The following is a 25149-nucleotide window of genomic DNA, read 5'->3' as shown; positions in this document are numbered from 1 at the left end:
CACGCTGCGCACATTCGCGACGCTCCCGGGGCCCTGCGTGGTCACGCAAGCTACCTACCGCGCCCGTCGCTCACGTCGCAGCGCTTTTCAGAAGACCACGCGAAAGTGATCTATGCAACATCAATCGCCCGCCGCGCCGGGCGGCGAAACGTTCGTGATGAATTCGTGCACGAGTCGGAACCTCCCCGAATCCGAGAGCGGTCGAACTGGCAGACTCCAGGACATGCGCGGAATCATCTTGGCGGGCGGCACCGGCTCGAGGCTGCACCCCATCACGCGCGGGGTGAGCAAGCAGCTGGTCCCGGTCTACGACAAACCGATGGTCTACTACCCGCTGTCCACGCTGATGCTCGCGGGCATCAAGGACATCCTGGTGATCACCACGCCCGAGGACGCCGAGGCGTTCGCCAGGCTGCTCGGCGACGGTTCCCGGTTCGGCATATCGATCAGCTATGTCGTGCAGCCCGAACCGGACGGTCTCGCGCGCGCCTTCGTGCTCGGCGCCGACCACATCGGCGGCGAGTGCGCGGCGCTCGTGCTCGGCGACAACATCTTCCACGGCCCCGGCCTCGGCACCAGCCTGAACCGGTTCGCGGGGATCGACGGCGGCGCGGTGTTCGCCTACTGGGTCTCGGACCCGACGGCCTACGGCGTCGTCGAATTCACCGAGGGCCGCGCGGTGTCGATCGAGGAGAAGCCGAAGGTCCCGCGCTCCAACTACGCCATCCCCGGGCTGTACTTCTACGACAACGACGTGGTGGAGATCGCCCGCGGCCTGCGGCCTTCGGCGCGCGGCGAATACGAGATCACCGACATCAACCGCGCCTACCTGGAACAGGACCGGCTGCGCGTCGACGTGCTCGCCCGCGGCACCGCCTGGCTGGACACCGGAACCTTCGACTCGCTGCTCGACGCCGCCAACTACGTGCGCACCATCGAGGAACGGCAGGGACTGAAGATCGGCGTGCCCGAGGAAGTCGCCTGGCGGATGGGGTATATCGACGACGAGCAGTTGCGCGCCCGTGCCGAGCCGCTCGTCCGCTCCGGCTACGGCGCCTACCTGCTCGATCTGCTGGAACGCGGACGGGATTGGTGAGCATGGAGATTCGCGAGCTCGCGGTGCCCGGCGCCTGGGTGATCACCCCGCGCCGGTTCGAGGACGAACGCGGCACCTTCCTCGAATCGTTCAAGGCCTCCGAGTTCGAGAAGGCGACGGGACGCCCGTTCGAGCTGCACCAGGTGAACTGCTCGGTTTCGGCGGCGGGCGTGCTGCGCGGCATCCACTACACCGAAGACCCGCCCGGCCAGGCCAAATACGTGACCTGCGTGCGCGGCGCGTTCCTGGACGTGGTCGTCGACCTGCGGCGGGGCTCGCCGACCTACGGCCGCTGGGACAGCGTGCTGCTCGACGACGTGGACCGGCGCTCGGTCTTCCTGTCCGAAGGGCTCGGGCACGCCATCCTCTCGCTGGAGGACGAGTCCACGGTCACCTACCTGTGCTCCATCGAGTACACCCCCGAATTCGACAGAGACCTGGACGCTTTCGATCCCAGGCTGGCGATCGAATGGCCGAAGGTCGGCCGCGACGGCGCACCGCTGACCTACCTGCGCTCGCCCAAGGACGCCGCCGCGCCGCCGTTCTCCTGAGCCATCCGTACAAAGCCGGAAGCCACGTCCGGCGGCGCGTGCCGCTGGACGTGGCTTCCGATTTTTCGTCGGCCGCTGCGGTCAGCCGACGAGCTCGAGTTCCGGTTCGGCGGCAGCCTGGTGCTGCTTGCCGCGCTTCGGAACGAAGGCCAGCAGGGCGACCAGCGCGCCCACGATGGCGACTCCCGCCGCGAATTCCAAACCGGGACGGTAGGTGTCGAGCATGTCCGCGGGCGAGGCGCTGTGCCCGCCGGAGGAGATGATCGCGGTGGTCACCGCGAGCACGATGGCCGCGCCGACCTGCATGGAGGTCTGCAGCACGCCCGCGGCGAGCCCCTGCTCGTCGTCATCGATGCCGTTGGTGGCCTGGATGTTGATGGCGGGGAAGCCGATCCAGCCGATGCCGATCAGCAGCACCGCGGGCAGGATCACTGTCAGGTAGGACGGGTCGGTGTTCAGTCGCAGGAACAGCAGGTAGCCGACGGCCATCACGACCATGGTCACGGCGATGATCGGGCCGGTGCCGAAGCGGTCGACCAGCTTGTCGGAGAACACCGCCGAGAGCGCGACGAGCAGACCGACCGGCAGCAGCGCCATGGCCAGCTTCAGCGGCGACCAGCCGAGGGTGTCCTGCATGTACAGGGTCACGATGAACTGCCAGCTGAAGTACGAACCCGCGACCGCGACGATGGCGAGGCTGGCGCGGACCAGTGACGACTTGCGCAGGATGCCGAGACGAACCAGCGGGTGCGCGACCCGCCGCTCGACGGCGAGGAAGGCCGCGAACAACGCGATCACCGCGACGAACGAACCGATGGTGCGCGCCGAAGCCCAGCCCACTTCGGGCGCGGTGACCACCGTGTAGACCAGCAGCAGCATGGCGGCGGTGGAGAACACGGCTCCGAGGATGTCGTGGCCGCCCTCTTCGGCGGGCTTGTCCTTGGGCACAAGCACCCACGCCGCGGCCAGCGCGGCCACCGCGATCGGCACCGGGAGCAGGAAGGTCCAGCGCCAGCCGACGCCGGTCATCAGTCCGCCGAACAGCAGGCCGGAGGAGTAACCGCCCGCGCCGAACACGGTGTAGATGGACAGCGCCTTGTTGCGGGCCGGGCCCTCGGCGAAGTTGGTGGTGATGATCGACAGACCGGTCGGCGCGGTGAACGCGGCGGCGAGGCCCTTGATGAAGCGGGTCAGGATCAGCAGCGGACCCGAGCTGACCAGGGCGCCCGCGAGCGAGGCGATGGCGAAGACCGCCAGTGCGATGAGGAAGACCTTGCGCCGCCCGAGCAGGTCGGCGGTGCGTCCGCCGAGCAGCAGCAGGCCGCCGTATCCGAGCACGTAGCCGCTCACCAGCCACTGCAGGGTCGAGGTGGACAGATCGAGTTCGGCGCCGATGGACGGGAGCGCGACACCGATCATCGAGACGTCGAGGCCGTCGAGGAACAACACGATGCAGAGAGTGATCAGCATGCCCCAGAGCCGTGCGGACCATCTGGTCGGATCGGTCGCCGTCGCGGCGGCCGAGAGCGTTGCCGGTGAAGTCATGCGGAGGACATTACATGCGCACGCATTAAATGCCAACACATTAAATGTCGTTGCATGAACTGTCCTCGGCCACTAAGATGGGGCCATGTCGAAGCCGGCCACAGACACCGCTCGGCGCACCGTCGCGCCCACCGAGCTGGTTGGCGAATGGCGCGAACTGCTCGATCGGCACGCCGCTGTCAGCTGTGCCTTGGAGAAAGCCCTGCAGGGCAAGCACAAGATGGGGCTCAGCGAGTTCGAGACGCTGGACCGGCTGGTCGACGCCGCCTGCGGCAAGTACCGCATGAGCGATCTGGCCAACGACATCTACCTGAGCCAGAGCGCGCTCTCCCGCGCGGTGGCGCGACTGGAACGCGACGGGCTCGTCGAGCGCAGCATGTGCTCCGACGACCGGCGCGCGATCTTCGTCTGCATGACGGAGAAGGGGAAGCAGGCCTACGATGAGGCGCTACCGACGCACCGCGACGTGCTCGGCCGCACCTGGCAGTAAGCCGAACCTCCACGCCGCTCCGGGCCATGCGGCCGCACAAAGGCAGATCCGACGGCGCCGATCAGGCGAATCCCACGCCGCCCCTCGGACGTTCACGGCCGCATCGACCGTCCAGTTCGGCCTCCGCCCGATACCGCCCGAGCGGTATCAGACGATCGCGGCGCGGGCGTCGTCCAGCACCTGACGCGCGTCGACCGCGACAGACTTTATGTCGGCGAAAGCCTTCCGGTACCGGTCGATCTCGTTGTCTTTGTCCAGGTAGACCGGGCCGGTGAAGGCCTCGACGTAGACCACCGGCGGCTCCGGCGCCTCACCCATGCGCCCCTCGGGGAATTCGAGCATCACGAACCGGCCCGCCTCCATCCCGGCGTGATACCCGGACTCCGGCGGCACGGTCTCGAGCCGCACGTTCGGCAGATCGCACATGCGCCGCAGGTGCTCGAGCTGGCCCGCCGTCACATCCGCGCCGCCGACGCGCCGCCACAGCACCGCCTCGCTGATCACCGCCGTGAGCTGCACCGGCGATTCGCCCCGGGTCACCAAAGCCTGCCTGGCCAGGCGCAACTGGACCCGGCGCTCGATCTCGGCGGCCGGGGCGTCCGGCCGCGCCGCGCTCAGCAGCGCCCTCGCGTACTCCTCGGTCTGCAAAAGCCCTGGCACCAGCTCGTTCTCGTAGGTGGACAGCTGGCGCGCCGCCTCCTCGAGACCGATGTAGATCTCGAAGCCCTCGCCGAGCACGTCGCTGTAGGAAGTCCACCAGCCCCTGGCCTTGGTCTCCTTGGCCAGCGCGGTGAGCGGGCCGACGAGATCGCCGGGGGCGCCGTAGATCTTGCACATCGCCTCGACGTCCAGACTGCGCAGCGACGTCTGGCCGGTCTCGATCCGCCAGATCTTGGCCTCCGACCACTCCAGCTGCTGCGCGGCCATCCTGGTGGTCATCCTGGCGCGGTTACGCAGGTCCCGCAGGTGTCGGCCGAGTTGCCGACGCGGCATGGTCGATCCGGTTGTTGCCTGCGGTAAAGCCATGCTTTCCCCCTCGCGCCATGCGCCGACGAGACACGGCGAAACTCCCGTGTCACCCGAAATCGGCGCTCCCTACCCAGTGCCCGGAGCCTTCCCGGACGCTCGAACAGCATTGTTTCACAGCAAAACTGACATAGTGCAGGATTGCTGTCACAGGCAGGTCGATGTCGCAAGAGAGACAATGAGGTTCGGCGAGGCCCCTACGTGGAAACTCCGTCTAGTTATCTACTTGCGCGAACCCCCCTTGCGGAAGCGCCAGAACTGCACCGCGCGCACGTCCTCGGAGAGCTGGTTCACCGGCTCGGCCACATCCGACAGCGCTTGGAACAGGTCGTCGGCCAGCTCGCTGATGTGCTCCACCCGGGTGGCCAATCGCGAAGCGTTGACCAGGAACTCCAGCATCAGGCGCACGGCGGCGGCGATCGAGAGGCCGAGCGGCACCGCGACCAAACCGGCGAGCACACCGAGCACCGCCGAGATCTGCCACATCCACACGGTGATCGCGATCGGCAGCGCGAGGGCGAAGATCAGGCCGAGCATGTAGGCCAGCGGCAGCAGCGTTGTGGTCGCGGTGCGGTGGAACTGCACATCGATCAGGGCACGCGCGGTCTCCGCGCTCCACTGCCGGAAGGCGCGCGGGCTGCGGAACGGCTCGGCGGGCTCCTCGTCGCGATCCTGTGCCCGGAAGCGCTTGGCGGCCGACTCTTTCCAAGCGATCCAACGAGATTCGGTCTCGTACTCCTCGGGAACGAGCTCCGCGGGAGTGGTCGGTTCGTCGGTCATGTCGCGCATCTTCCCCGCATTCCGCTCCCCGAACCAGCCCCCAGGAACCTCACAGCCCGAACACAGCGGCCCGACAGCGGGATCGCTGAAAGTTGGCCGATGTCAGCGACCCGAACGACCCCGACCGAACCTCCGCCGAATGAGACCTAGTCCACAGTTCAAGAAACTTTGCCGAATCGCGTAACGCCGGGGCCACCGCCCCTCGATACGAACCATGAACGCAGGACCCAGATCTATCGGGGAATGGAGAAAACAGTGCGCACCTCGTTTCCGACTTCCGTCTCCGCGGCCGACATGGACGCCGCGGCGCAGGACTACATCCAGCGCGGGTGGACGGTCGCCGAAACGGCCAACGGGATCTGTCTGATCACCGATGACGAGATTTCCGGCATCGAGGTCAGCGGCGAGCTGGCCGGCGCGGTCCGCCGCTTCCTGCGTGCCAACAACCTGTCCGGGCCGGTGATCGAGTTCCCCGGCGCCGACCGTCGCGAGATCCACCTCGTCACCGGCCTGCGCAAGGCCGCCATGGCGCTGGAGGCGCTGCAGGAGGCGGGCGCCGTCGTGTACACCGACGGCGCGGGCATCCCGCTGCCGCCGAGCAAGCTCTCGGCCGGTTCGGCTTGCTGGGGTGTCGCTCCGCACGAGGCCCGCTGGGTGCCGCCGGTGGTCGCGATCAGCGCCGCGGTCCGTTCGGCGGGCATCCGTCGCCGGGCCCAGCTGACCAGCGTCGCCTGCTGATTCGCTCCCCGAGGTAGGGGACGGCCCGCACTACCGGCCCTGTACGACCGGCATCCGCCCGACGGATGCCGGTCGTCCTCATTTCCATCGCACGTCGCGGCTATGGGACATTCACCAGAAATGTCGCAAATTAGCCTTCCCTTCCGAGCCGCCGCCGGGTCAAGATGGGGTATGGCCCCGATCACAGAGCTCTCCCGCAACCTGTTGCGCACCTGCCCGCTGTGCGAAGCGGTGTGCGGGCTGGAGATCACCCTCGACCGCGACGATCACGTCACCTCGATTCGCGGCGACAAGCAGGACCCTTTCAGCAAAGGCTTCATCTGTCCCAAAGGCGCCAGCCTCGGACATCTCGACGAGGACCCGGACCGCGTCACCGAACCGCTGATCCGCGACCGGGAGACCGGCGAGCGGCGCACCGCGACCTGGGACGAGGCATTCGACTACATCGCCGAGCGCTTTCCGCCGATCGTCGCCGAGCACGGGAACCAGGCGGCCGCACTCTATCTGGGCAACCCGAACGCGCACACCGTGGCGGGCGCGCTGTACCTGCCGGTGCTGATCCGCGCGCTCGGCACCAGGAATCTGTTCTCCGCGAGCACCGCCGATCAGATGCCCAAGCAGGTGGCCAGCGGACTCATGTTCGGTGACCCGCTCACCGTGCCGGTGCCGGATTTGGACCGCACCGACTATCTGCTGATGCTCGGAGCCAATCCGCTCGAATCCAACGGATCGCTGTGCACCGCGCCCGATTTCCCAGGTCGCCTGAAGGCGCTGCGCCGCCGCGGCGGAAAGTTCGTCGTGGTGGATCCCCGGCTGACACGCACCGCGAAGCTGGCCGACGAGCATCTGTTCGTCCGGCCGGGCACCGACGCGTACCTGTTGTTCGGCATCGTGCACACGCTCTTCGCCGAGGAACTGACCGACGTGCGGGTCGAAGTAGCGGGCCTGGACGAAGTGCGCGCGGCGGCCGCCGATTTCACGCCGGAGGTCGTCGCGGCGCGCACCGGGGTGCCCGCCGAGACCGTCGTCCGCATCGCCCGCGAGCTGGCCGCCGCCCCGACCGCGGCGGTCTACGCCAGGATCGGCACCTGCACGGCCGAATTCGGCACCCTCACCCAATGGCTCGTCGACGTGCTCAACGTCCTCACCGGCAATCTGGACTGCCCTGGCGGCGCCATGTTCGCGACCGCCGCGGCGGGCGGCATCACCCGCACCAAACCGTTCCGCACCGGACGCTGGACCAGCCGGGTGCGCGAGCTGCCCGAGTCCATGGGCGAACTTCCGGTGGCCACCCTCGCCGACGAGATCCGCACACCGGGCGCGGGCCAGGTGCGCGCCATAGTGACGGTCGCGGGCAACCCGGTGCTCTCCGCGCCGAGCGGCGCGCGGCTGGACGAGGCGTTCGCCGGGCTGGAGTTCATGGTGAGCGTGGACCGCTACGTCAACGAGACGACCAAGCACGCCGATGTCATCCTGCCGCCGCCGCGCCCGCTCCAGTCCCCGCACTACGATTTCGCGCTGCTCCAATTCGCGGTGCGCAACTATGCGCGCTACTCGCGGCCGCTGGTGCCGCTCGGCGACCGTCCGTCGGAGGCCGGGGTGCTCGCCCGGCTCGGCGCCGCACTGACTGGCAAGCCGCACAACGGCACCGGGGACACCGATCCGCTGACCATGGTTGACGAACTGGTCATCGCCGGAATGCTGCACAAAGCGGGCATTCCGGAACGTCGACCGGAACTGCACGGGGAGACCAGCACCGAGCAGCGCATCGATCTGATGCTGCGGCTCGGGCCCTACGGCGAGTGGAACGGCGGCACGCTGAATCTGAATGTGCTGCTGGACAATCCGCACGGCGTCGATCTCGGCCCGCTGCGACCTCGACTGCCGGAGGCGCTGCGCACCGCTTCGAAGCGGGTGGAGCTCGCGCCCGCGCCGCTGCTCGCGGACGTGGCGCGGCTGCGCGCCAAACTGGCCGCGGACGCACCGGAGTTCGTGCTGATCGGGCGGCGGCACCTGCGCTCCAACAACAGCTGGATGCACAACGTCGCGAGCCTGGTGAGCGGTACCAACCGGTGCACGCTGCAGATCCACCCCGACGACGTCAGCAGGCTCGGACTCGGCGACCAAGCCGTGGTGAAGTCCGCGGCGGGGACGCTGACCGTGCCGCTCGAACCGACCGAGGCAATCATGCCCGGCGTGGTGAGCCTGCCGCATGGTTGGGGCCACGACGGCAGCCCGCAGACGGTGGCGAAAGCCAACGCCGGGGTGAATGCCAATGCGCTGACCGATGATTCGGTGGTCGACGTGCCCTCGGGGAACGCGGTGTTCAACGGCGTGCCGGTGACGCTGACGCCCGCGTGAAACGAAGGCCGCCTGATGCGGCGCCGACCGGCCGGAAACAATTCCGGTCGGTCGGAATTCAGCAAACTTGTGGAAAGCCTTGCGCTAACTTCACATTCAGTGCATCCTCGATGTCGGTTTCGTAGATTTGCCCTGCCCGATCCCATTAAAATGGACAGGATTTCGGTCAAGTCGCGGTTCAGCGTCGAGTCGCGCGGTACCCCGGATTCCGGCGACCAGAGGGGGCTCGATGCCCGGTACACGATGTGGCAGCGACGGCGAGCACGAACTACAGGAAAGATACGGTACGCAGGGCAGAGCCGACCGATTCTACGCAGATCAGGTGGTGGATCGGCTCAACGAGACGATGATCGAATTCATCGGCAGGATGGACATGGCGTTCATCGCGACCGCCGACAAACACGGTGAATGCGACAACAGCTTCCGCGCCGGTCCGCCCGGTTTTCTGCACGTGCTGGACGACCGTACGGTCGCTTACCCCGAGTACCGCGGCAACGGCGTGATGGCCAGTCTCGGCAATATTCTGGAGAACCCACACGTAGGCATCCTGCTAATGGATTTCGTACGCGATCTCATCGGCCTGCACATCAACGGGTCGGCCCGCATCGTGGAGGACGAGACGTTGCGGCGCAGCGTCCCCGACCTACCCTCGAACGTCAAGGGAAGGGCCGCGGAACTCTGGGTCGTGGTCGACGTCGAGGAGGCGTACATCCACTGCCGCAAGCACATTCCGCACCTCGTGCCCGCGGAACGCGAGCGGGACTGGGGCACCGACAATATGCGAGCCAAGGGGGGCGACTATTTCGGTGTGAAAGCCCAGGCGCGGTCCGAACTCGCGGACCTACCGGAATCGGCGCCCGCGCTGGTCAGATGAGCGGAACTCTCGCGTTCGCCGTGCGCGGCTGGTGACGAGCTACGTCCGACAGTCGAGCGGAACCCTTCGCATTCGTTCGGCCGTGCGCGGCCGGTGACGGACCGCGTCTTCGGACGGCGCCTCAGTGGATCTTGAAGATCACCAGCCGCTGCACGACGAAGTTGATGACGGTCGCGGTGCCCTGCGCGACGACGAACGCCAGCGGCACCCGCCACCACTGTTCGCCGATCGCGTAGTACACGACCTGGTTGATGCCGACCTGCACGGCGAAGGTCGTGGCGTACAGCGCGACGACGGCGGCGAAGCGGGCTCGGCTCGGCGGCGCCTGGAACGTCCACCTGCGGTTGATCAGGTACGCCGTGGTGGTGCCCGCGATGAAGCCGATGGACTTGGCGAGCCAGACCGGCAGGCCGAGCGCGTAAAGCAGGACGTACAGCCCGAAGTCCACGATCGCAGACAGGCCGCCGGTCACGGTGAACCGGATGATCTGCGTCTTCAGGTCGACATCGGTACCGGCCGGTTCGTCGACCAGCGGCAGTTCGGCCGGGAGCGGCAGGTGGGGTTCGGCTTGCACGCGCACGAGCGTAACCGGCGCGGCCGGACCTCGTCCGTCGTCTGCCCGCGCAGGGCGCCAACGCCGGAGAGACCGATCCCATACTGACGAGTACGGTGAGATCGACCCGTCCCGCCGTCATGCCTGTAGCCTCTATGCCGATGTCCACGAAAGCTTCGACCGCCACCACGACGAACGGTGTCAGCGGGACCGCAGGTAGCACCGCCAACGGCGCTGCGAGCGCCGACAGCTTCGCGCTGCCGACCCGGACCCTGGCGCTGACCGGGTGGGGTCGCACCGCGCCAACCTCCGCCGAAGTGCTCTCGACCAGCGATCCGGAAGTGATCGCCAAGGCCGTCGCCATGGTCGCGGAGGACAACGACGGCAAGCCCGCCCATCTACGCCGCGGCGTGATCGCGCGCGGGCTAGGCCGTTCCTACGGCGACAACGCCCAGAACGCGGGCGGCCTCGTCGTCGACATGACCGCGCTGAACAAGATCCACCGCATCGACCGCGACACCCGCCTGGTCGACGTGGACGCGGGCGTGAACCTCGACCAGCTGATGAAGGCCGCGCTGCCGTTCGGCCTGTGGGTTCCGGTGCTGCCCGGCACCAGGCAGGTCACCATCGGCGGCGCCATCGGCTCCGATATCCACGGCAAGAACCACCACAGCGCGGGCAGCTTCGGCAACCACGTGCGTTCGATGGAACTGCTCACCGCCGACGGCACCGTGCAGCACATCACGCCGAAGAAGAACGCCAAGCTGTTCTGGGCCACCATCGGCGGCTGCGGTCTGACCGGCATCATCCTGCGCGCCACCATCGAGATGACGCCGACGGAGACCGCGTACTTCATCGCCGACGGTGATGTGACGCCGACGCTGGACGACACCATCGCCTTCCACAGCGACGGCTCCGAGGATCGCTACGAGTACAGCTCGGCGTGGTTCGACGCGATCAGCCCCGAACCCAAGCTGGGCCGGGCCGCGATCTCGCGCGGCAACCTGGCCAAGCTGGATCAGCTGCCGAAGAAGTTGCAGAAGGATCCGCTGCGGTTCAACGGCAAGACGTTCTTCACGCTGCCGGACGTGTTCCCGAACGGGCTGGCCAACAAGTACACCTTCACCCCGATCGGCGAGCTCTGGTACCGCAAGTCGGGCACCTACCGCGGCAAGGTGCAGAACCTGACGCAGTTCTATCACCCGCTCGACATGCTGGGTGAATGGAACCGCGGCTACGGCTCCAACGGCTTCCTGCAGTACCAGTTCGTGGTGCCACCGGAGTCGGTGGACGAGTTCAAGCGGATCATCGTCGACATCCAGCGGTCCGGGTTCTACTCGTTCCTCAATGTCTTCAAGCTCTTCGGCCCGGGTAACCAAGCGCCGCTGAGCTTCCCGATGCCCGGCTGGAACATCTGCGTCGACTTCCCGATCTCGGCGGGCCTCAACGAGTTCGTCACCGATCTGGACCGCCGGGTCCTCGAATTCGGCGGGCGGCTCTACACCGGCAAGGACTCGCGCACCACCGCCGAGACCTTCCACAAGATGTACCCCCGGATCGACGAGTGGATCAAGGTCCGCCGAAGTGTCGATCCCACAGGCGTTTTCATGTCCGATATGGCGAGAAGGCTGGAGCTTCAGTGATCAATGCCGTAGGCAACCCGCAGACCATCCTGCTGCTGGGCGGTACCTCGGAGATCGGGCTCGCGATCTGTGCCGAGTACCTGAAGAAGGGGCCGGCGCGGATCGTCCTCGCGACCCTGCCCAACGATCCGCTGCGCGAGGGTGCGGTGGCGCAGATGGAGGCGGCCGGCGCGAGCAAGGTCGAGGTCGTCGACTTCGACGCGCTCGACACCGACTCGCACCCGAAGGTGATCGACGCGGCCTGGTCCGGCGGTGACGTGGACGTCGCCATCGTGGCCTTCGGCCTGCTCGGCGACGCCGAACAGCTGTGGCAGGACCAGCGCAAGGCCGTGCAGATCGCCGGAATCAACTACACCGCAGCGGTTTCCGTCGGCGTGCTGGTCGGCGAGAAGATGAAGGCGCAGGGTTACGGGCGCATCATCGCCATGTCCTCGGTGGCCGGCGAGCGGGTGCGCCGCTCCAACTTCGTCTACGGCTCCACCAAGGCCGGCCTGGACGGCTTCTACCTCGGCCTCGGCGAGGCGCTGCGCCCCTTCGGCCCCCGCGTCCTCGTCATCCGCCCCGGCCAGGTCCGCACCAAGACAACCCTGGACCACTGGAAGGCCACCGGCGCCAAGGAAGCCCCGTTCACGGTCGACAAGGAAGAAGTGGCGGCACTCGCCGTAGCGGCCTCCGAAAAGGGCAAGGACCTCATCTGGGCCCCCGGCCCCGTCCGCTACCTCATGTCCATCCTCCGCCACATCCCCCGCCCCATCTTCCGCAAACTCCCCCTCTGAGTTTCGGCTCGGACCAGAACTGCCGCGCCATCACCCGATGCTGCGGCAGTTCTCGTTCCATCGCGCGCGGCGATGTACAACAGCGGCCTCGGGAGTCGTAGCTGTTTGTCGTCCGTCGGCCTGCTGCGCATCTGCGCCACCGTGTGCGGGTCGGCAGACGGGCGCTAACCTGAAGACATGACGGCGGCGTACGACCACATGAACCTGCCTGAGCTCGTCGGTCTGTTGACCAAAGAAGAGCAGCAGGACCTGCGTCCTGTCGTCCTGCGCTTGGTCGCCAGCCACGGCGAGCGGACCGAGCCGGAGGCCGAAGGCACGTCGCCGCAGCCGCGCCTATCATTCGCCGGAACAGTCGAAGCTTCGCCAGATTTCGCTGCTACCTCACAGGAAGTTCTCCGGCGCGAGCTCGGCGGCCGCGAGTGATCGTCTGCGATACCGGGCCGCTCCGGGCCGTCGCCAACAAGAACGACAGCGAGCATGCGGCGTGCCTGGCCGCGCTCGAGAATGCGCCCAGGCCGTTGATCGTTCCCGCACTGGTAGTCACCGAAGTCTGCTACATGCTCGGCAGGTTGGGACCGCAGGCGGAAGCTGGTTCCCTCCGATCGTTGGCCGCGGGCGAACTTCAGGTCGAGTCACACACGTCTGCCGACTACACCCGCATAGCGGACCTCGTCGTCAAATATGGGAGCTTCCCGCTCGGCGCCGCCGACGCTTCCGTCGTCGCGGTGGCAGAGCGGCTCGGCGTCACGCGGATCGCGACCCTGGACCATCGCCACTTCCGCCAAGTCGTGCCGACACACTGCGATGTCTTCGAGCTAATGCCTGGCGAAGAGGTGCTTGCTCGGCGGCGGTGAGACCGCTCCCCAGCCTCGGTGCGGCGAGTTTGTTAGCGTGCGGTTCGGATCCGCGGCGGCGACCGGTGCGTGACGAGCCCGGAGCCGACCTACTGAAACCGGAGGCGCTATGAGCACACCTGTCACGGAACAGAGCACCGCGACCGCACCTGGGCGGACGACGCTGTTCCTGAAGCAGGTTGGGGCAGGGGTCGGGGAAGGGGCGCTGGCCGCGGTGGTGGCCGGGGTGGTGGCTGCGGTGGGGCTGGTCGCGTTCTCGTTGGTGGAGTGGCCCGCGTTCAATTCGTCGAATGTGACGCGGGCGTTGACGACGGTGGGGCAGGTGGGGGCGGCTGTACTGCTGGTCGCGTCGATTTGGTTGTTGCGGGTGCGGCGGTGGCCGTTGGTGGCGAAACTGCTTTCCTGGGTGGGGATTTCGGCGTTCGTGACGGTGACGCTCGGGATGCCGTTGGCGGCGACGAAGCTGTATCTGTTCGGCGTTTCGGTGGATCAGGAGTTTCGGACGGAGTATCTGACGCGGCTCACCGACAGTGCGGCGCTGCGGGATATGACGTACGTGGATGTGCCGCCGTTCTATCCGGCCGGGTGGTTCTGGGTCGGCGGGCGCGTGGCGAATGTGCTCGGCATGGACGGCTGGGAAGCGTTCAAGCCGTACGCGATCGGGTCGCTGGCCGTGGCGGCGGTGCTCGCGCTGGTGCTGTGGACGCGACTGATTAGCGCCGAATGGGCCGTGGCGGTGACGGCGGCGACCACCGCGGTCGCGGTGACATACGCGTCGCCCGAGGCGTACAGCGCGGTGATCGTCGTGCTGTTGCCGCCCGCGTTGGTCGTGGCCTGGGGCGCGCTCTATCGGCCTGTCGAGGACGCGGCCCGCGCCACGAACCCGCCGAACGGACCCGGTGCGATCCGCGCGGACGAGGTCGCGGCGGATGCGCGAGCGGAAGCGCCTGCCGTCGAGGCTCCGCGGGCTCCCCGGACCGCAGGAGGTTGGGGCGCGGTCGTCGGCGCGGGTCTGTTCCTCGGCGTCGCCGCCACGTTCTACACCCTGCACTTCTTGGTCGCCGCTTTCGCGATCGCGCTGATGGGTCTGGTCGCCGCGGTCGCCGAGGTGTACCAGCGGCGGGCCGCGCGACACCCGAGGGCCGCACGCCGGGCGGCGACCGCGCCGACCGCCGTTCCGTCCGGTCCGGCGTGGCGGGCAGCCGTACCGCCCCTGGTGCGTTTGGCGGCGATCGCGGTGATCTCCGGTCTCGTCGCGTCGGTGGTCTGGCTGCCGTATCTGCTGGAGTCGCTCACCACGACAACCCCCAGCTCCGGCACCGCCCTGCACTATCTCCCCAAGTCGGGCGCGGAACTCCCCCTGCCGATGACCGAGTTCACCCTGCTCGGCGGCCTGTGCCTGATCGGAACCATCTGGCTGGTGGTGCGGGCGGGCTCCTCCCGGCGCGCGCAGGCGCTCGGCATCGGCGTGGTCGCGATCTACCTGTGGTGCCTGCTGTCCATGGTGGCGACGGCGGCGGGGACCACGCTGCTGTCGTTCCGGCTGGAGGCGCCGCTGCTCGTGCTGCTCGCGGCGGCCGGCGCGTTCGGATTCGTGGAGGGTGCGCGGGCCGCGTACCAGGCGTTCAACGAGCCCGCCCGGTTCCGGGTCGCCGTCGTCGCGCTCGCGATCGTCGGCGCGCTCGCCTTCGTCCAGGACATTCCGCACGTGCTGACCGCGGAGATCACCACCGCCTACACCGACACCGACGGCGACGGCAAACGCGCCGACAAGCGCGATCCGTCGGCGGTCTCCTACTACGACGAGATCGACGCCGCGCTGCTGACGCAGACCGGCCGCCCGCGCGACGAGTCGGTCGTCCTCACCGCCGACACCAGCTTCCTTTCCTTCTATCCCTACTGGGGTTTCCAGGCCCTCACCTCGCACTACGCGAACCCGCTCGCCGATTTCGCGGGCCGCGCGGCGACCATCAAGGACTGGAGCAAGCTGGACTCGCCCGCGAAGCTGCTGGAGGCGATGGACAAGAGTCCGTGGCGCGCGCCGGACGCTTTCCTGTTTCGCCGCGGTGGCGACGCCTACACGCTGCGCCTGGCCGAGGACGTCTACCCGAACGACCCGAACGTCAAGCGCTACTCGGTGAGCTTCCCGAAGGAACTGTTCGAGGACCCGGCCTTCACCACCACCGATATCGGCCCCTTCACGCTGATCACCGTCCGGCGCTGACCGCCCAGCGAAGAGAACCCGCAGGTCACAGCCTCCGGCGCCGGACAAATGTGTCGGCGCGGCGATTTCTGGGCAACCGAACTCTTGGTGCCAGGTTCCGCCCGGCTCGGTGAGCGCGCGCTCTCGGCCTCCGGCGATACCGTTGGCGGCTGATTTCCGGTAGGGCAGAGGGAGAGTTTCGCGCGTGCGGTCGAACAGCGCCGATCAGGACACAACGGACGAATCGGCGGAGGACGGCTCGGCGGACAGACGGGTCCTGCTCGAACGGTCCGCGGCAGCGCGAAGGCCCGCGCGCGCGATCACCCGTCGAGCCCTCGAGCGGATACGCTCCCGCATCCACCCGGCCGACCTCCTCATCGCCTTCGCCTACCTCGCGCTGGCAACGACGGTTCTGTCCGCGCAGTGGCGCGACACCGACAGCGGCTACCTGATCAAGAGCGGTCAGGACCAGACGATGTGGGAGTGGTTCTTCGCGGTGACCGCGCATTCGGTCGCGAACCTGGAAAGCCCGCTCGGGACGAATCTCCAGAACTTCCCGGCCGGGGTGAACATGATGGCCAACACCGCCATGTTCGGCGTCGGCGTCCCGTTCACCCCGGTCACCCTGCTCTTCGGTCCGACGGTCACGTTCGTGCTCGCCCTCACCCTCGGCCTGGCCACGACGGCCTACGCCTGGTACTGGCTGTTCGCTCGGGAACTGGTGAGTTCACGGGCGGCCGCGGCGATCGGCGGCCTGTTCTGCGGCTTCGCTCCCGCGATGATCTCGCACGCCAACGCGCACCCGAACTTCGTCGCGCTGGCGCTGCTGCCGATCATCGCGGGGCTGCTGATCCGCATGGCGAAAACGGGTTTACCTGCCCATAAGTGGTTCTCCGAGTGCGTGCCTGCAACGGAAGGACACGGTCTGCTCGTGCGCCGTCTCCGCACAAGTGCACCCGCCAGGGCGGGGGCAGGGTTACCTGCCCATAAGTGGTTCTCCGAGTGCGTGCCTGCAACGGAAAGACAGGGTCTGCTCGTGCGCCGTCTCCGCACAAGTGCACCCGCCAGGGCGGGGGCGGTCGCCGCGGCCGCGCCGCGCAACCGGATCAGAGACGCGGTAGCGCTCGCCCTGCTCGTCGCCGCGCAGATCGCGCTCGGCGAGGAGCCGCTGCTGATCTTCGCGCTCGCGTTCGGGCTGTTCGTGGTCGTGTACCACCTGCGCGAGCCGCGACAGGGCGTGCGCGTCCTGCGTGCGCTCGCCCCGACGGTGGCCGCGGCCGCGGGTCTCACCCTGCTGCTCACGGCGGTCCCGCTGTGGTGGCAGTTCTTCGGTCCGCAGAGTTATCGCTCGATCGACCACGGTCCGATGGGCAACGATCTGAAGACCCTGGTGCAGTTCCCGTCCGAATCCCTCGGCGGCGCGTGGGCCCCGGGCCAGAACGTCGCCATCAACGAGACCGAACAGAACGCCTACTTCGGCTGGCCGCTGCTGCTCGTGCTGACCGCCACCGTTGCGCTGCTCTGGCGCGACCGGGTGGTGCGCGCGGCGGCCGCGGTGATCGCGGTGTTCGGCGTGCTCTCGCTCGGCTCCGTTGCCACCCTCGGCAAGCGCCCGACCGGCGTCCAATTGCCGTGGGCGCTGGCCGAACAGATCCCACTGCTGAATTCGGTGCTGGAGACCCGGCTGACGATGGCCGCCGTGCCCGCGATCGCCGCGGTGTTCGCGCTGGCCTCCGATCGCGCCGTCGCGTCCTGGAAACAGTCGGCGGCGGACTGGAAGCCGCTCGCCTGGTTCGCGGCGCTGACCTTCGCGCTGTTGCCGTTGACGCCGACCGTCCTGCCCGTGACCGAACGCGCGCCCGCGCCGCGCTTCTTCACCGACGGCGCGGTGCGACAGTACGTCGACGACGGCTCGGTCGTCGTGATCCCGCCGCCGCGTCCGCCCGACGCGCGGGCGTTGCGCTGGCAGGCCGACACGGACTTCGTCTTCCCGCTCGCCGACGGCTATTTCGTCGGTCCGACCGGAGTCGAGAAGAAGGGCAGCTACGGACCCGAGGCCCGGCAAACCGCGATGCTCCTGGTGAAAGCGCAGGACACCGGGGTCGTGCCGCCGATCGGCGCCGAGGCGCGGGCCGCCGCGCTGGCGGATCTGCGGTTCTGGCAGGCCGACGTGCTCGTGCTGCCGACCGCGAAGAACTCCGACGTGCTCACCAGCACCGTCACCCAGCTGCTCGGCTTCGCCCCGACGCGCGTCGAGGACGTGTGGATCTGGGACGTCCGCGCACTGGTCTGAAGCGGGCCCCGCCCTCGGTGCCGAGAGTCACGTTCGGGCGGTGATTAGCATGAACGATCGTGCGACCGGACCGATCTACTCGAGCGTTCTCCCGATACCGCCTGATCGCCCTCGTCTCCGGACTTCTCGGATTCGTGCTGGCGCTGCTCACGCCGCTGCTGCCGGTGGAGCAGGACCGGGCGACGCTGGACTGGCCCCAGCCGGGCGCCACCGACGTCGAGGCGCCACTGGTCTCCTATGTGCCGCTGCGGCTGGAAGCCACGCTGCCGTGCTCGACGCTCCAGTCCGGCGCCGACACGGTGCTGTCCACCATCCCGGTCGCCTCCGGCCAGGCCAACAGCAAGGGTCTGGTGGTCTCGATCGCGGACGGCACGCTCTCGGTGCTGCAACGCGACATTCCGCTGTTGTCCGCGCCGGTGGCCGAAATCGCGTCCTGCGGCGGGATCGAGATCGTCTCGACCGCGGCCGCGACCACCGTCGAATTCACCGGCGTGCGACGCGAAGACGGCACCGCCTTCCGCAACACGATCGACCGTGACATCCGGCCGCAGGTGGTCGGCGTGTTCACCGATCTGACCGCCGAACAGCTCGGCGGCGCGAAGCTGCGCGCCGACATCGACTCCCGGTTCTCCTCCACACCGAGCGCACTGAAACTGGCCGCCATGATCGCGGCCGCGGTCTGCACGATCATCGCGCTCGTCGCACTGCATCTGATCGACACCGGCGACGGCAGGCGGGCCCGCCGCTTCCTGCCCGCGCACTGGTGGCGCTTCTCCCCCGCCGACGCCGTGGTGCTCGGCGCACTGGTGGCCTGGCACGTCATCGGCGCGAATACCTCCGACGACGGCTACATCCTCAATATGGCGCGGGCCTCGGAGCATTCGGGCTATATGGCCAACTACTACCGCTGGTTCGCGGTGCCGGAGGCCCCGTTCGGCTGGTCCTACGAGGTGCTGGCCTGGATGACCAAGATCTCCGACGCCAGCCCGTGGATGCGCCTGCCGACGCTGCTCGCCGGGATCGTCTCGTGGCTGGTGATCAGCCGAGAGGTGCTGCCGCGCTTGGGCGCTCGGGTGCGCCGCGACCGGGTCGCGCTGTGGACGGCGGGACTGGTCTTCCTCGCCTTCTGGCTCCCCTACGACAACGGGCTGCGCCCGGAACCGCTGATCGCCGCGGGCGCGTTGCTCACCTGGTGCTCCATCGAGCGCGCCATCGCCACCGGCAGGCTGCTGCCCGCCGCCGTCGCCGTGCTCATCGCGGCCTTCTCGCTCGCGGCCGGCCCGACCGGCCTGATCTGCGTCGCCGCGCTGATCGCCGGATCGCGGCCGGTGCTGGAGATCATCGTGAAGCGGGCGCGCGGCTCGGCCACGGACTCCTTCGGCGCCAAGGTCTTCCGCTACTCCGCGCTGGTGTTTCCCGGTCTCGCGGCCGGAACCCTCGTGCTGATCGCGGTTTTCGCCGATCAGACCCTGTCGACGGTGATGGAGGCGACCCGCGTGCGCACGGTCGTCGGCCCGAACGTGGCCTGGTTCGACGAGCGCACCCGCTGGGACTCGCTGCTCATGCTCGCCCCGGACGGCTCGCTGTCCCGGCGTTTCGGCGTGCTGCTCATGCTGCTGTGCCTGCTGGTCTGCGTGCTCCAAGTGCTGCGCAAGGGGCGCATTCCCGGCACCTCGCGCGGTCCCTCGGTGCGCATCCTCGGCATCGTGTTCGCCTCGCTGTTCCTGATGATGTTCACGCCGACCAAGTGGACCCACCACTTCGGCGTCTACGCGGGCCTGGCCGGATCGCTGGCGGCGCTGGCCGCCGTCGCGGTGGGCACGGCGGCGATTCGCTCCGCCCGCAACCGTGCGCTGTTCGCGGCCGCCGTGCTGTTCCTGCTCGCGATCACCTTCACCGGCTCCAACGGCTGGTGGTACGTCTCCAGCTACGGCGTGCCGTGGTGGGACAAGGCGCCGCTGGTGGCGGGCAAGGGCATCTCGACGCTGTTCCTCGGCCTGACCGGCGTCGCACTGCTGCTCGCGCTCTGGTTCCACTACCGCGAGCCCTACCGGCGCGAAAGGACCAAGCCCGCCAACGGTTTCGACCGGCTGGCATCCGCGCCGCTGACCATCGCCGCCGCGCTGCTCGTGCTGTTCGAGTTCGCCTCGCTGGCCAAGGCCGCGGCCACCCAGTACCCGGCGTACTCGATCGCCAAGTCGAATGTCGAATCGCTGCGCGGCAATCCGTGCGCGCTGGCCGACGAGGTGCTGGTCGAAACCGACACCCCCGACTCGCTGCTGCTGCCCTACGAGGGCACGCCAGCCGACGGTCTCGACGCCGAATCGAAGGGCTTCTCCCCCAACGGCGTCGCGAGCGACCTGACCGCCGACGCGGAGGAGACCACCACGGGCGGCGCGAACACGGTGGACAAGGACTCGAAGAACAAGACCACCAACACCACCGGCGCGGGCACCGGCGGCGGCTCCACCGAGCAGGCGGGCATCAACGGCAGCACCGTGGCGCTGCCGTTCGGCCTCGACCCGGCGCGCACCCCGGTCATGGGCTCCTACCAGGAGGGCGAGCAGAAGCAGTCGTCGCTGACCTCGCAGTGGTACCGCCTCGAGCTCACCGACAGAATGCGCCACGACCCCGCCTACCGCGTGCTCGCCATCACCGCGGCGGGCCGGATCAGGTCGGTGGACGCCGACGGCGTGGTCACCTACGGCCAGGACCTGCGCCTGGAGTACGGAACCCGCGGCGCCGACGGCGCGGTGACCGCGCTGGGCTCGGTGAACCCGCTCGACATCGGCGGGGCCCCGTCCTGGCGCAATCTGCGGGTGCCGCTCGATCGGCTGCCCGCCGAGGCGAACGCGGTGCGCCTGGTCGCGGTGGACAACGACATCACCTCGAAGCAGTGGCTCGCCGTCACCCCGCCGCGCCTGCCGCGCCTGGCGACCCTGAATTCGGTTGTCGGGGAATCGGATCCGGTGCTGCTGGACTGGCACGTCGGCCTGGCCTTCCCGTGCCAGCGACCGTTCGACCACCACGACGGCGTCGCCGAGGCGCCGAAGTGGCGGATCCTGCCCGACCGCGTCGGCTCCGACGCCTCCAACGCCTGGCAGGACGACATCGGCGGCGGCCCGCTCGGCTGGACCGGACTGCTGCTGAAGGCCGAGACGGTGCCGACCTATCTCGACCACGACTGGGCACGCGATTGGGGTTCGCTGGAGCAGTTCACGCCGTATGATCCCGAGGCGCGGCCCGCGTCGATCGGGGTCACGGCGGTGACGCGCGGCGGCATCGCGAAGGACGACCCGATTCGGGTGAAGTAGGCGTCACGGCCACGCGCGGGGTCGAGGCGTCTTCGCTCCGGCCGGGCGAGGATTCGGGATGCGTCGTCCCGGCACGAATCGGCCGGGACGACGGGGAGTTCGACGCCGAACAGGTCGCCGGTCGCCCTACCGACCGGGAGGCCGTACGGTCGGTTTCGAACCGCCGCCCCGCGTCTCGGGCTGCCCACGAAACCGCCTGACGCACTGTCGGTTTCGATGAGGTGACACCTCCGTAACCGATGATTCGAATACGAGACGCGGCCGCGTTTGGACCGTAATCTTGTGGGTATGACAGCAGCCTTCGATGACATGGATCTGCGCGATCTCGTCGATCTGCTCACCGACGAGGAAAAGCGCGAAATACGCCCTGCGGTGCAGCGGGTACTCGGCCGCCTCCCTTCCCAGGAGGTCCTGCGCCGCGAACTCGGGCGCCGCATGCTCGAGGTCTGAGCCGACCCCCCGAAACCTCACCCGCGGCGGCCCGGCGAAAGCCGAAAAGCCGTGAGTACGAGTCTGTCCGAAATCCCTACTACGTCCCCCCGAAAACGCACAGGGCCGTGCGCCGGTGAATTCTCACCTGCGGCACGGCCCTGCCTACGTTTCGGGTCAGAACACCCGCATATCGCCCGGCGACCACATGCCGGAACGGTTCGCCGTCCCGGTCTCCAGGCGGGCGGGCTTGGCGTTCGGGTCGTACTGGTCGTAGCGCTCCAGCGAACCCCAGTCGCGCGCCCAGTCGTCCTTCAGATAGGTCGGCATGGTGGTCGACTTGGCCAGCATCTGCGCGAAACCGAGCGGGCCGCCGAATTCCTCGGCCTGCCAGGTGTTGGTGGAGCTGATGGCCAGCGGCCGGTCCGGCAGGATGCGGTACTTCGGCACCTCGGCCACGCCGTTCTCGTGGTAGAACGGCCGCTGGCACGGGAATTGCAGACCCACCGCCCAGTCCAGCAGGATCGGCTGCTCGGAACCGAGGAAGTCGTTGAGCGAGTTCAGCTTCGGCATCCGCGGCGGGGTGAACGCCAGCCACTGGTCACCGATCAGGATCGGGTCATTGGCGACGATGCGCACCGCGTCGGCGTCCGGCGCGAGCTCGTCCAGCGGCACCCGCAGGTTGCGCCAGGACGGGAACGGGCCGATGTCGCGCGGCAGGTAGGTGCCGAGTTTCTGCACGCTGCCGTCGGGCTGGCGGCGGCCGTAGTCCACCGTCAGCGACTGGCCGTACTTCATCGAGCCGGTGTCGTCGAAGGAGAGGATGCGTCCGGCGGCCGAGATCACCACCAGCGGGCGTTCGGCCGAGCGCGCGGGCAGCTCGTACCAGCTCGAGGTCAGGTTGGCGGGCTGCTGCACGCCCTCCTGGTAGCTGCCCATGATCGGCGTGGTCGCCGGGTCGAGACCGAAGGGCAGGGCCACGGTGCTGCCGTTGACGCCGAGCGCGCCCTGACCGCCGCCGGTGCCCGCGCTCTCGCCCTCGGCGAAGGCCGCGCCGACCGACTGGGTGGAGGTGTTGCCGGTGCCCGGCTTCACCTCGACGCTGTCGGCGGACAGGTCGTCCGGCACGCCGTTGGGATCGAAGCCCACCGGCTTCGCGCCCGCCAGCGGGTCGCCGTTGGCAGGCGGGTCGGCCGGATCGATGATCGGGTTCAGTCGTCCGCCGTTCGGGTCGGACTCCACCAGCACGTCGTTGGCCAGGCCGCACATGTTGCCGCCGAGCGCGTCGAAGTTGGAGCGGGCCAGCGAGTACGCGGGGTACTGCGAGTAGGCGCCCTTGGCCAGCGAGGCCACTTCGAGCAGCACCATCATCGCGGCGACCACGGTCAGCGGGATGGCGGCGAACTTGCGAATCCGCTTGCCCCGCACCGTCTTCGCCGAGGGTTGCGGCTTGGCGTAGTCCTCGCGCAGCGCGGACCAGGCGACCAGCGCGAGCGCGAGGCCGAACAGGACCAGCATCACCGTGTTCGACTGGTAGCCGCTCAGCGAGATCCGCTTGTCGAACCACGGCACGCCGAAGCTGGACACGTACCAGTAGCCGTTGATGCCGGAGAACGCGATCGCCAGCACGAACAGCAGGCCCGCGAGGAATATCGCCCGGTTCTTGCGTGCGCGCAACGCGCTCGCCGAGACAGCGACGGCCGTGACCGCCGCCAGCGAACCGGCGATGCCCGCGTACGCGCCGAAGTGGTGGGTCCACTTCGTCGGGTTGAACATCATGAAGAAGATCGTGCCGAGCACGATGCCCATCAACCGCCAGGTCGGACCGCTCGCGATGCCGGGCACCCGCCTGCGCCGCAGCAGCACCAGCATGGTGGTGAACAGGCACAGCAGCATGATCAGGAAGGCGAAGCGGCGCGAGAGCGAGCCGTCCACCGTCTCCACGAACAGGTAGTAGTAGCGCAGGTAGTCCTCGTACCAGGCCAGGTTCGGGCCGGTGGCCTGACGCACCCGGTTCGCTTCCTGGATACCGGCGAAGGTCTGATCGCTGTAGACCACCGTCAGCACGAGCACGCCCGCCGCCGCGATCGGCGCGAGCAGCGGCAGCGCGCCGTGTTCGCGGTGCCTGCGCACCACGACCCGCACCAGCGGACGGATACCGGCGAGCAGCGCCGCGACGCACATCAGACCGGTCGGCGCGGCCGCCAGCGTGAACGCGGCGATCAGCACCGCCGCCGCGGCGGGCAGCAGGCGTCCGGTCGCGATGGCGCGCTCGATGGAGACCCAGGTCAGCAGCGCGCCGAGCGCGACGATCGGCTCCGAGCGCAGGCCGTTGTCGAACGGGAGCCAGAAGGCGAGGAACACCAGGCCGCCGGTCCACAGCGCCACCTTGCTCGCGCGCACGCCGCGCCCGAGGCGGGGCACCACCTCGCGGCTGATCACCATCCAGCAGAGGATGGCGCAGGCCAACGCGGGCAGACGCACCCACGGGCTCGCCGTGGAGATCTCGGCGAACACCTGGATCACGTAGTAGTACCAGCCGAACGGCGCCTCCGGCACGCCGTACCAGCGGAAGTAGTTGGCCATGTAGCCCGCCTCCGGGGCCACCCGCACCATGCTCAGGATGTAGCCGTCGTCGGAGGTGTTGGCGCCGACGAAGTGCCACAGCAGCAGGGTGCCGATCACCGCGCCGTCCGCCCAGGTCGGCTTCAGCCAGTTGGCGGGCAGGAAGCGGCGGTGTCCGCGGCCGTCGCTGCTGTCCAGGCGGGCCAGCGCCCCCAGCGCGACGAGGGTGCACAGCAGCGCCGCGATCATCGCGATCATCTTGACGAGCGTCGGGCTGGAGCTGAACCGGGTGTCGACAGTCATGTCGAAGGCCAGACCGGCCGGGACCGCGCCCTTCAGATCGGAGAAGACGCCCACCACCTGCGGCCGCAGATCACCGATCAGCTGACCCTCGACCGGAACCTGGACGCTCTCGACGCCGCGTCCGCCCTCGACCGGCTGGTCGACGGTCCTGGTCAGTCCCTCGAACGCGGCGTGGGTGCGCTCGCGATCGGAGGTGATGACGATCGAGGAACACTCGCCCATCCGCTCACGCTCGGCCGACGCGACCACCGCGTTGCGGTCCACCACGTCGACCGACGACTCGGAGACTCGCACGAACATGGCCTCCAGCGCCGCACGGTCGCCCTGCGGCGGCGCGGTGGCCAGCAGCATGCCGCCCTGTGCGGGCAACGACGCCACCGCGGAACACGGGATGGTCGCCCGCAGGCCGGTCGGCACCTGCGACATCAGCGGCGCCTGCACGTTGCCCAGCGTGCCGCCCTGCGGCCACTTCAGCACCGCGGTGGTCTGCTCGACGGGCAGGAACGGCGTGGCCAGCGCCAGCAGCGCGCCGAGCACCCCGGCCACCAGCGCGATTATTCGCGCCGTTCGATAGTCCTTCGGTCGGACCTCGGGTGCGGCGGGAGGCTTCGTCAAGACAGCGGTTGCGGCGTCGGGCACGGTTGGCAATGCTAGCGAATAACGGGACGGCACCGGGTCCCGGAAGCGTGCTGTGAGTTCGCCGAATTTCTGGCCGGGGTACTTTTCACCCCGAAACACGACCCGACGTGCTGACC

At 68.6% G+C, this 25149-nt stretch carries 19 protein-coding genes; 14 read left to right on the top strand and 5 right to left on the bottom strand.

The window, feature by feature from the left end:
* Positions 1-223: 223 nt before the first annotated feature.
* The gene (gene rfbA, locus AB0H49_RS30240) at positions 224-1096 is read left to right on the top strand and encodes a glucose-1-phosphate thymidylyltransferase RfbA (RefSeq protein ID WP_354998127.1); all 873 of its coding nucleotides are present in this window, start codon (positions 224-226) and stop codon (positions 1094-1096) included.
* A gap of 2 nt (positions 1097-1098) precedes the next feature.
* Positions 1099-1647 (top strand): dTDP-4-dehydrorhamnose 3,5-epimerase, encoded by a 549-nt coding sequence (gene rfbC, locus AB0H49_RS30235; RefSeq protein WP_357256231.1) that lies wholly within the window; start codon positions 1099-1101, stop codon positions 1645-1647.
* Positions 1648-1728: 81 nt separating this feature from the next.
* Here rfbC and AB0H49_RS30230 read toward each other — a convergent pair whose 3' ends face one another.
* Complete coding sequence (locus AB0H49_RS30230) at positions 1729-3192, bottom strand: MFS transporter (protein WP_357256230.1); 1464 nt, start codon at positions 3190-3192, stop codon at positions 1729-1731.
* An 85-nt stretch (positions 3193-3277) separates the two neighbouring features.
* Between AB0H49_RS30230 and AB0H49_RS30225 the strand changes: the two genes are divergently transcribed.
* Positions 3278-3682, top strand: a complete 405-nt coding sequence (locus AB0H49_RS30225; protein WP_354998130.1) for a MarR family transcriptional regulator — start codon at positions 3278-3280, stop codon at positions 3680-3682.
* A 147-nt stretch (positions 3683-3829) separates the two neighbouring features.
* Here the strand turns inward: AB0H49_RS30225 and AB0H49_RS30220 are convergent, their stop codons facing one another.
* Both AB0H49_RS30220 and AB0H49_RS30215 read right to left on the bottom strand, forming a co-directional pair.
* Positions 3830-4708: a helix-turn-helix transcriptional regulator gene (locus AB0H49_RS30220; RefSeq protein ID WP_354998131.1), complete on the bottom strand. Its 879-nt coding sequence runs from the start codon at positions 4706-4708 to the stop codon at positions 3830-3832.
* 222 nt (positions 4709-4930) lie between these two features.
* Positions 4931-5488, bottom strand: coding sequence for a DUF4282 domain-containing protein (locus AB0H49_RS30215; RefSeq protein ID WP_357256229.1), 558 nt, complete (start codon positions 5486-5488; stop codon positions 4931-4933).
* A gap of 255 nt (positions 5489-5743) precedes the next feature.
* Here AB0H49_RS30215 and AB0H49_RS30210 point away from each other — a divergent pair, with 255 nt between their 5' ends.
* The 3 genes from AB0H49_RS30210 to AB0H49_RS30200 all read left to right on the top strand — a co-directional run bounded on the left by AB0H49_RS30210 (position 5744) and on the right by AB0H49_RS30200 (position 9461).
* Positions 5744-6226, top strand: coding sequence for a hypothetical protein (locus AB0H49_RS30210; protein ID WP_354998133.1), 483 nt, complete (start codon positions 5744-5746; stop codon positions 6224-6226).
* A gap of 171 nt (positions 6227-6397) precedes the next feature.
* Entirely contained in the window at positions 6398-8587 is a 2190-nt protein-coding gene (locus tag AB0H49_RS30205) for a molybdopterin oxidoreductase family protein (RefSeq protein ID WP_357256228.1), read from the top strand.
* 229 nt (positions 8588-8816) lie between these two features.
* On the top strand, positions 8817-9461 hold the full coding sequence (locus tag AB0H49_RS30200; protein ID WP_357256227.1) for a pyridoxamine 5'-phosphate oxidase family protein: 645 nt from the start codon (positions 8817-8819) through the stop codon (positions 9459-9461).
* A gap of 121 nt (positions 9462-9582) precedes the next feature.
* On the opposite strand, the gene AB0H49_RS30195 is transcribed toward AB0H49_RS30200, so the two are convergent.
* Entirely contained in the window at positions 9583-10041 is a 459-nt protein-coding gene (locus AB0H49_RS30195) for a GtrA family protein (protein WP_354998136.1), read from the bottom strand.
* 128 nt (positions 10042-10169) lie between these two features.
* Here AB0H49_RS30195 and AB0H49_RS30190 point away from each other — a divergent pair, with 128 nt between their 5' ends.
* The 8 genes from AB0H49_RS30190 (at position 10170) to AB0H49_RS30155 (ending at position 21547) form a co-directional block, all read left to right on the top strand.
* Positions 10170-11657: an FAD-binding oxidoreductase gene (locus AB0H49_RS30190; RefSeq protein ID WP_354998137.1), complete on the top strand. Its 1488-nt coding sequence runs from the start codon at positions 10170-10172 to the stop codon at positions 11655-11657.
* Positions 11654-12433, top strand: a complete 780-nt coding sequence (locus AB0H49_RS30185) for a decaprenylphospho-beta-D-erythro-pentofuranosid-2-ulose 2-reductase (RefSeq protein WP_357256226.1) — start codon at positions 11654-11656, stop codon at positions 12431-12433. Before AB0H49_RS30190 ends, AB0H49_RS30185 begins: the two co-directional genes overlap by 4 nt.
* A 177-nt stretch (positions 12434-12610) precedes the next feature.
* Positions 12611-12856: a hypothetical protein gene (locus AB0H49_RS30180; protein WP_357256225.1), complete on the top strand. Its 246-nt coding sequence runs from the start codon at positions 12611-12613 to the stop codon at positions 12854-12856.
* Positions 12853-13287: a PIN domain-containing protein gene (locus AB0H49_RS30175; RefSeq protein WP_357256224.1), complete on the top strand. Its 435-nt coding sequence runs from the start codon at positions 12853-12855 to the stop codon at positions 13285-13287. Before AB0H49_RS30180 ends, AB0H49_RS30175 begins: the two co-directional genes overlap by 4 nt.
* A 109-nt stretch (positions 13288-13396) precedes the next feature.
* The gene (locus AB0H49_RS30170; protein ID WP_357256223.1) at positions 13397-15511 is read left to right on the top strand and encodes an arabinofuranosyltransferase; all 2115 of its coding nucleotides are present in this window, start codon (positions 13397-13399) and stop codon (positions 15509-15511) included.
* Between the two features lie 298 nt (positions 15512-15809).
* Complete coding sequence (locus AB0H49_RS30165; protein WP_357256242.1) at positions 15810-17783, top strand: glycosyl transferase; 1974 nt, start codon at positions 15810-15812, stop codon at positions 17781-17783.
* 59 nt (positions 17784-17842) lie between these two features.
* Entirely contained in the window at positions 17843-21097 is a 3255-nt protein-coding gene (locus AB0H49_RS30160; protein WP_357256222.1) for an arabinosyltransferase domain-containing protein, read from the top strand.
* A gap of 288 nt (positions 21098-21385) precedes the next feature.
* Positions 21386-21547 carry a hypothetical protein gene (locus AB0H49_RS30155; RefSeq protein ID WP_169810867.1) on the top strand — a complete coding sequence of 54 codons (162 nt, stop codon included), beginning with the start codon at positions 21386-21388 and terminating at the stop codon, positions 21545-21547.
* A gap of 156 nt (positions 21548-21703) precedes the next feature.
* On the opposite strand, the gene AB0H49_RS30150 is transcribed toward AB0H49_RS30155, so the two are convergent.
* Positions 21704-25033, bottom strand: a complete 3330-nt coding sequence (locus AB0H49_RS30150) for an arabinosyltransferase domain-containing protein (RefSeq protein ID WP_357256221.1) — start codon at positions 25031-25033, stop codon at positions 21704-21706.
* Positions 25034-25149 lie beyond the last annotated feature (116 nt).

It is taken from the genome of Nocardia sp. NPDC050713 (assembly GCF_040654315.1).
GTDB lineage: Bacteria > Actinomycetota > Actinomycetes > Mycobacteriales > Mycobacteriaceae > Nocardia.
This window is presented reverse-complemented; position numbering and strand designations above follow the sequence as displayed.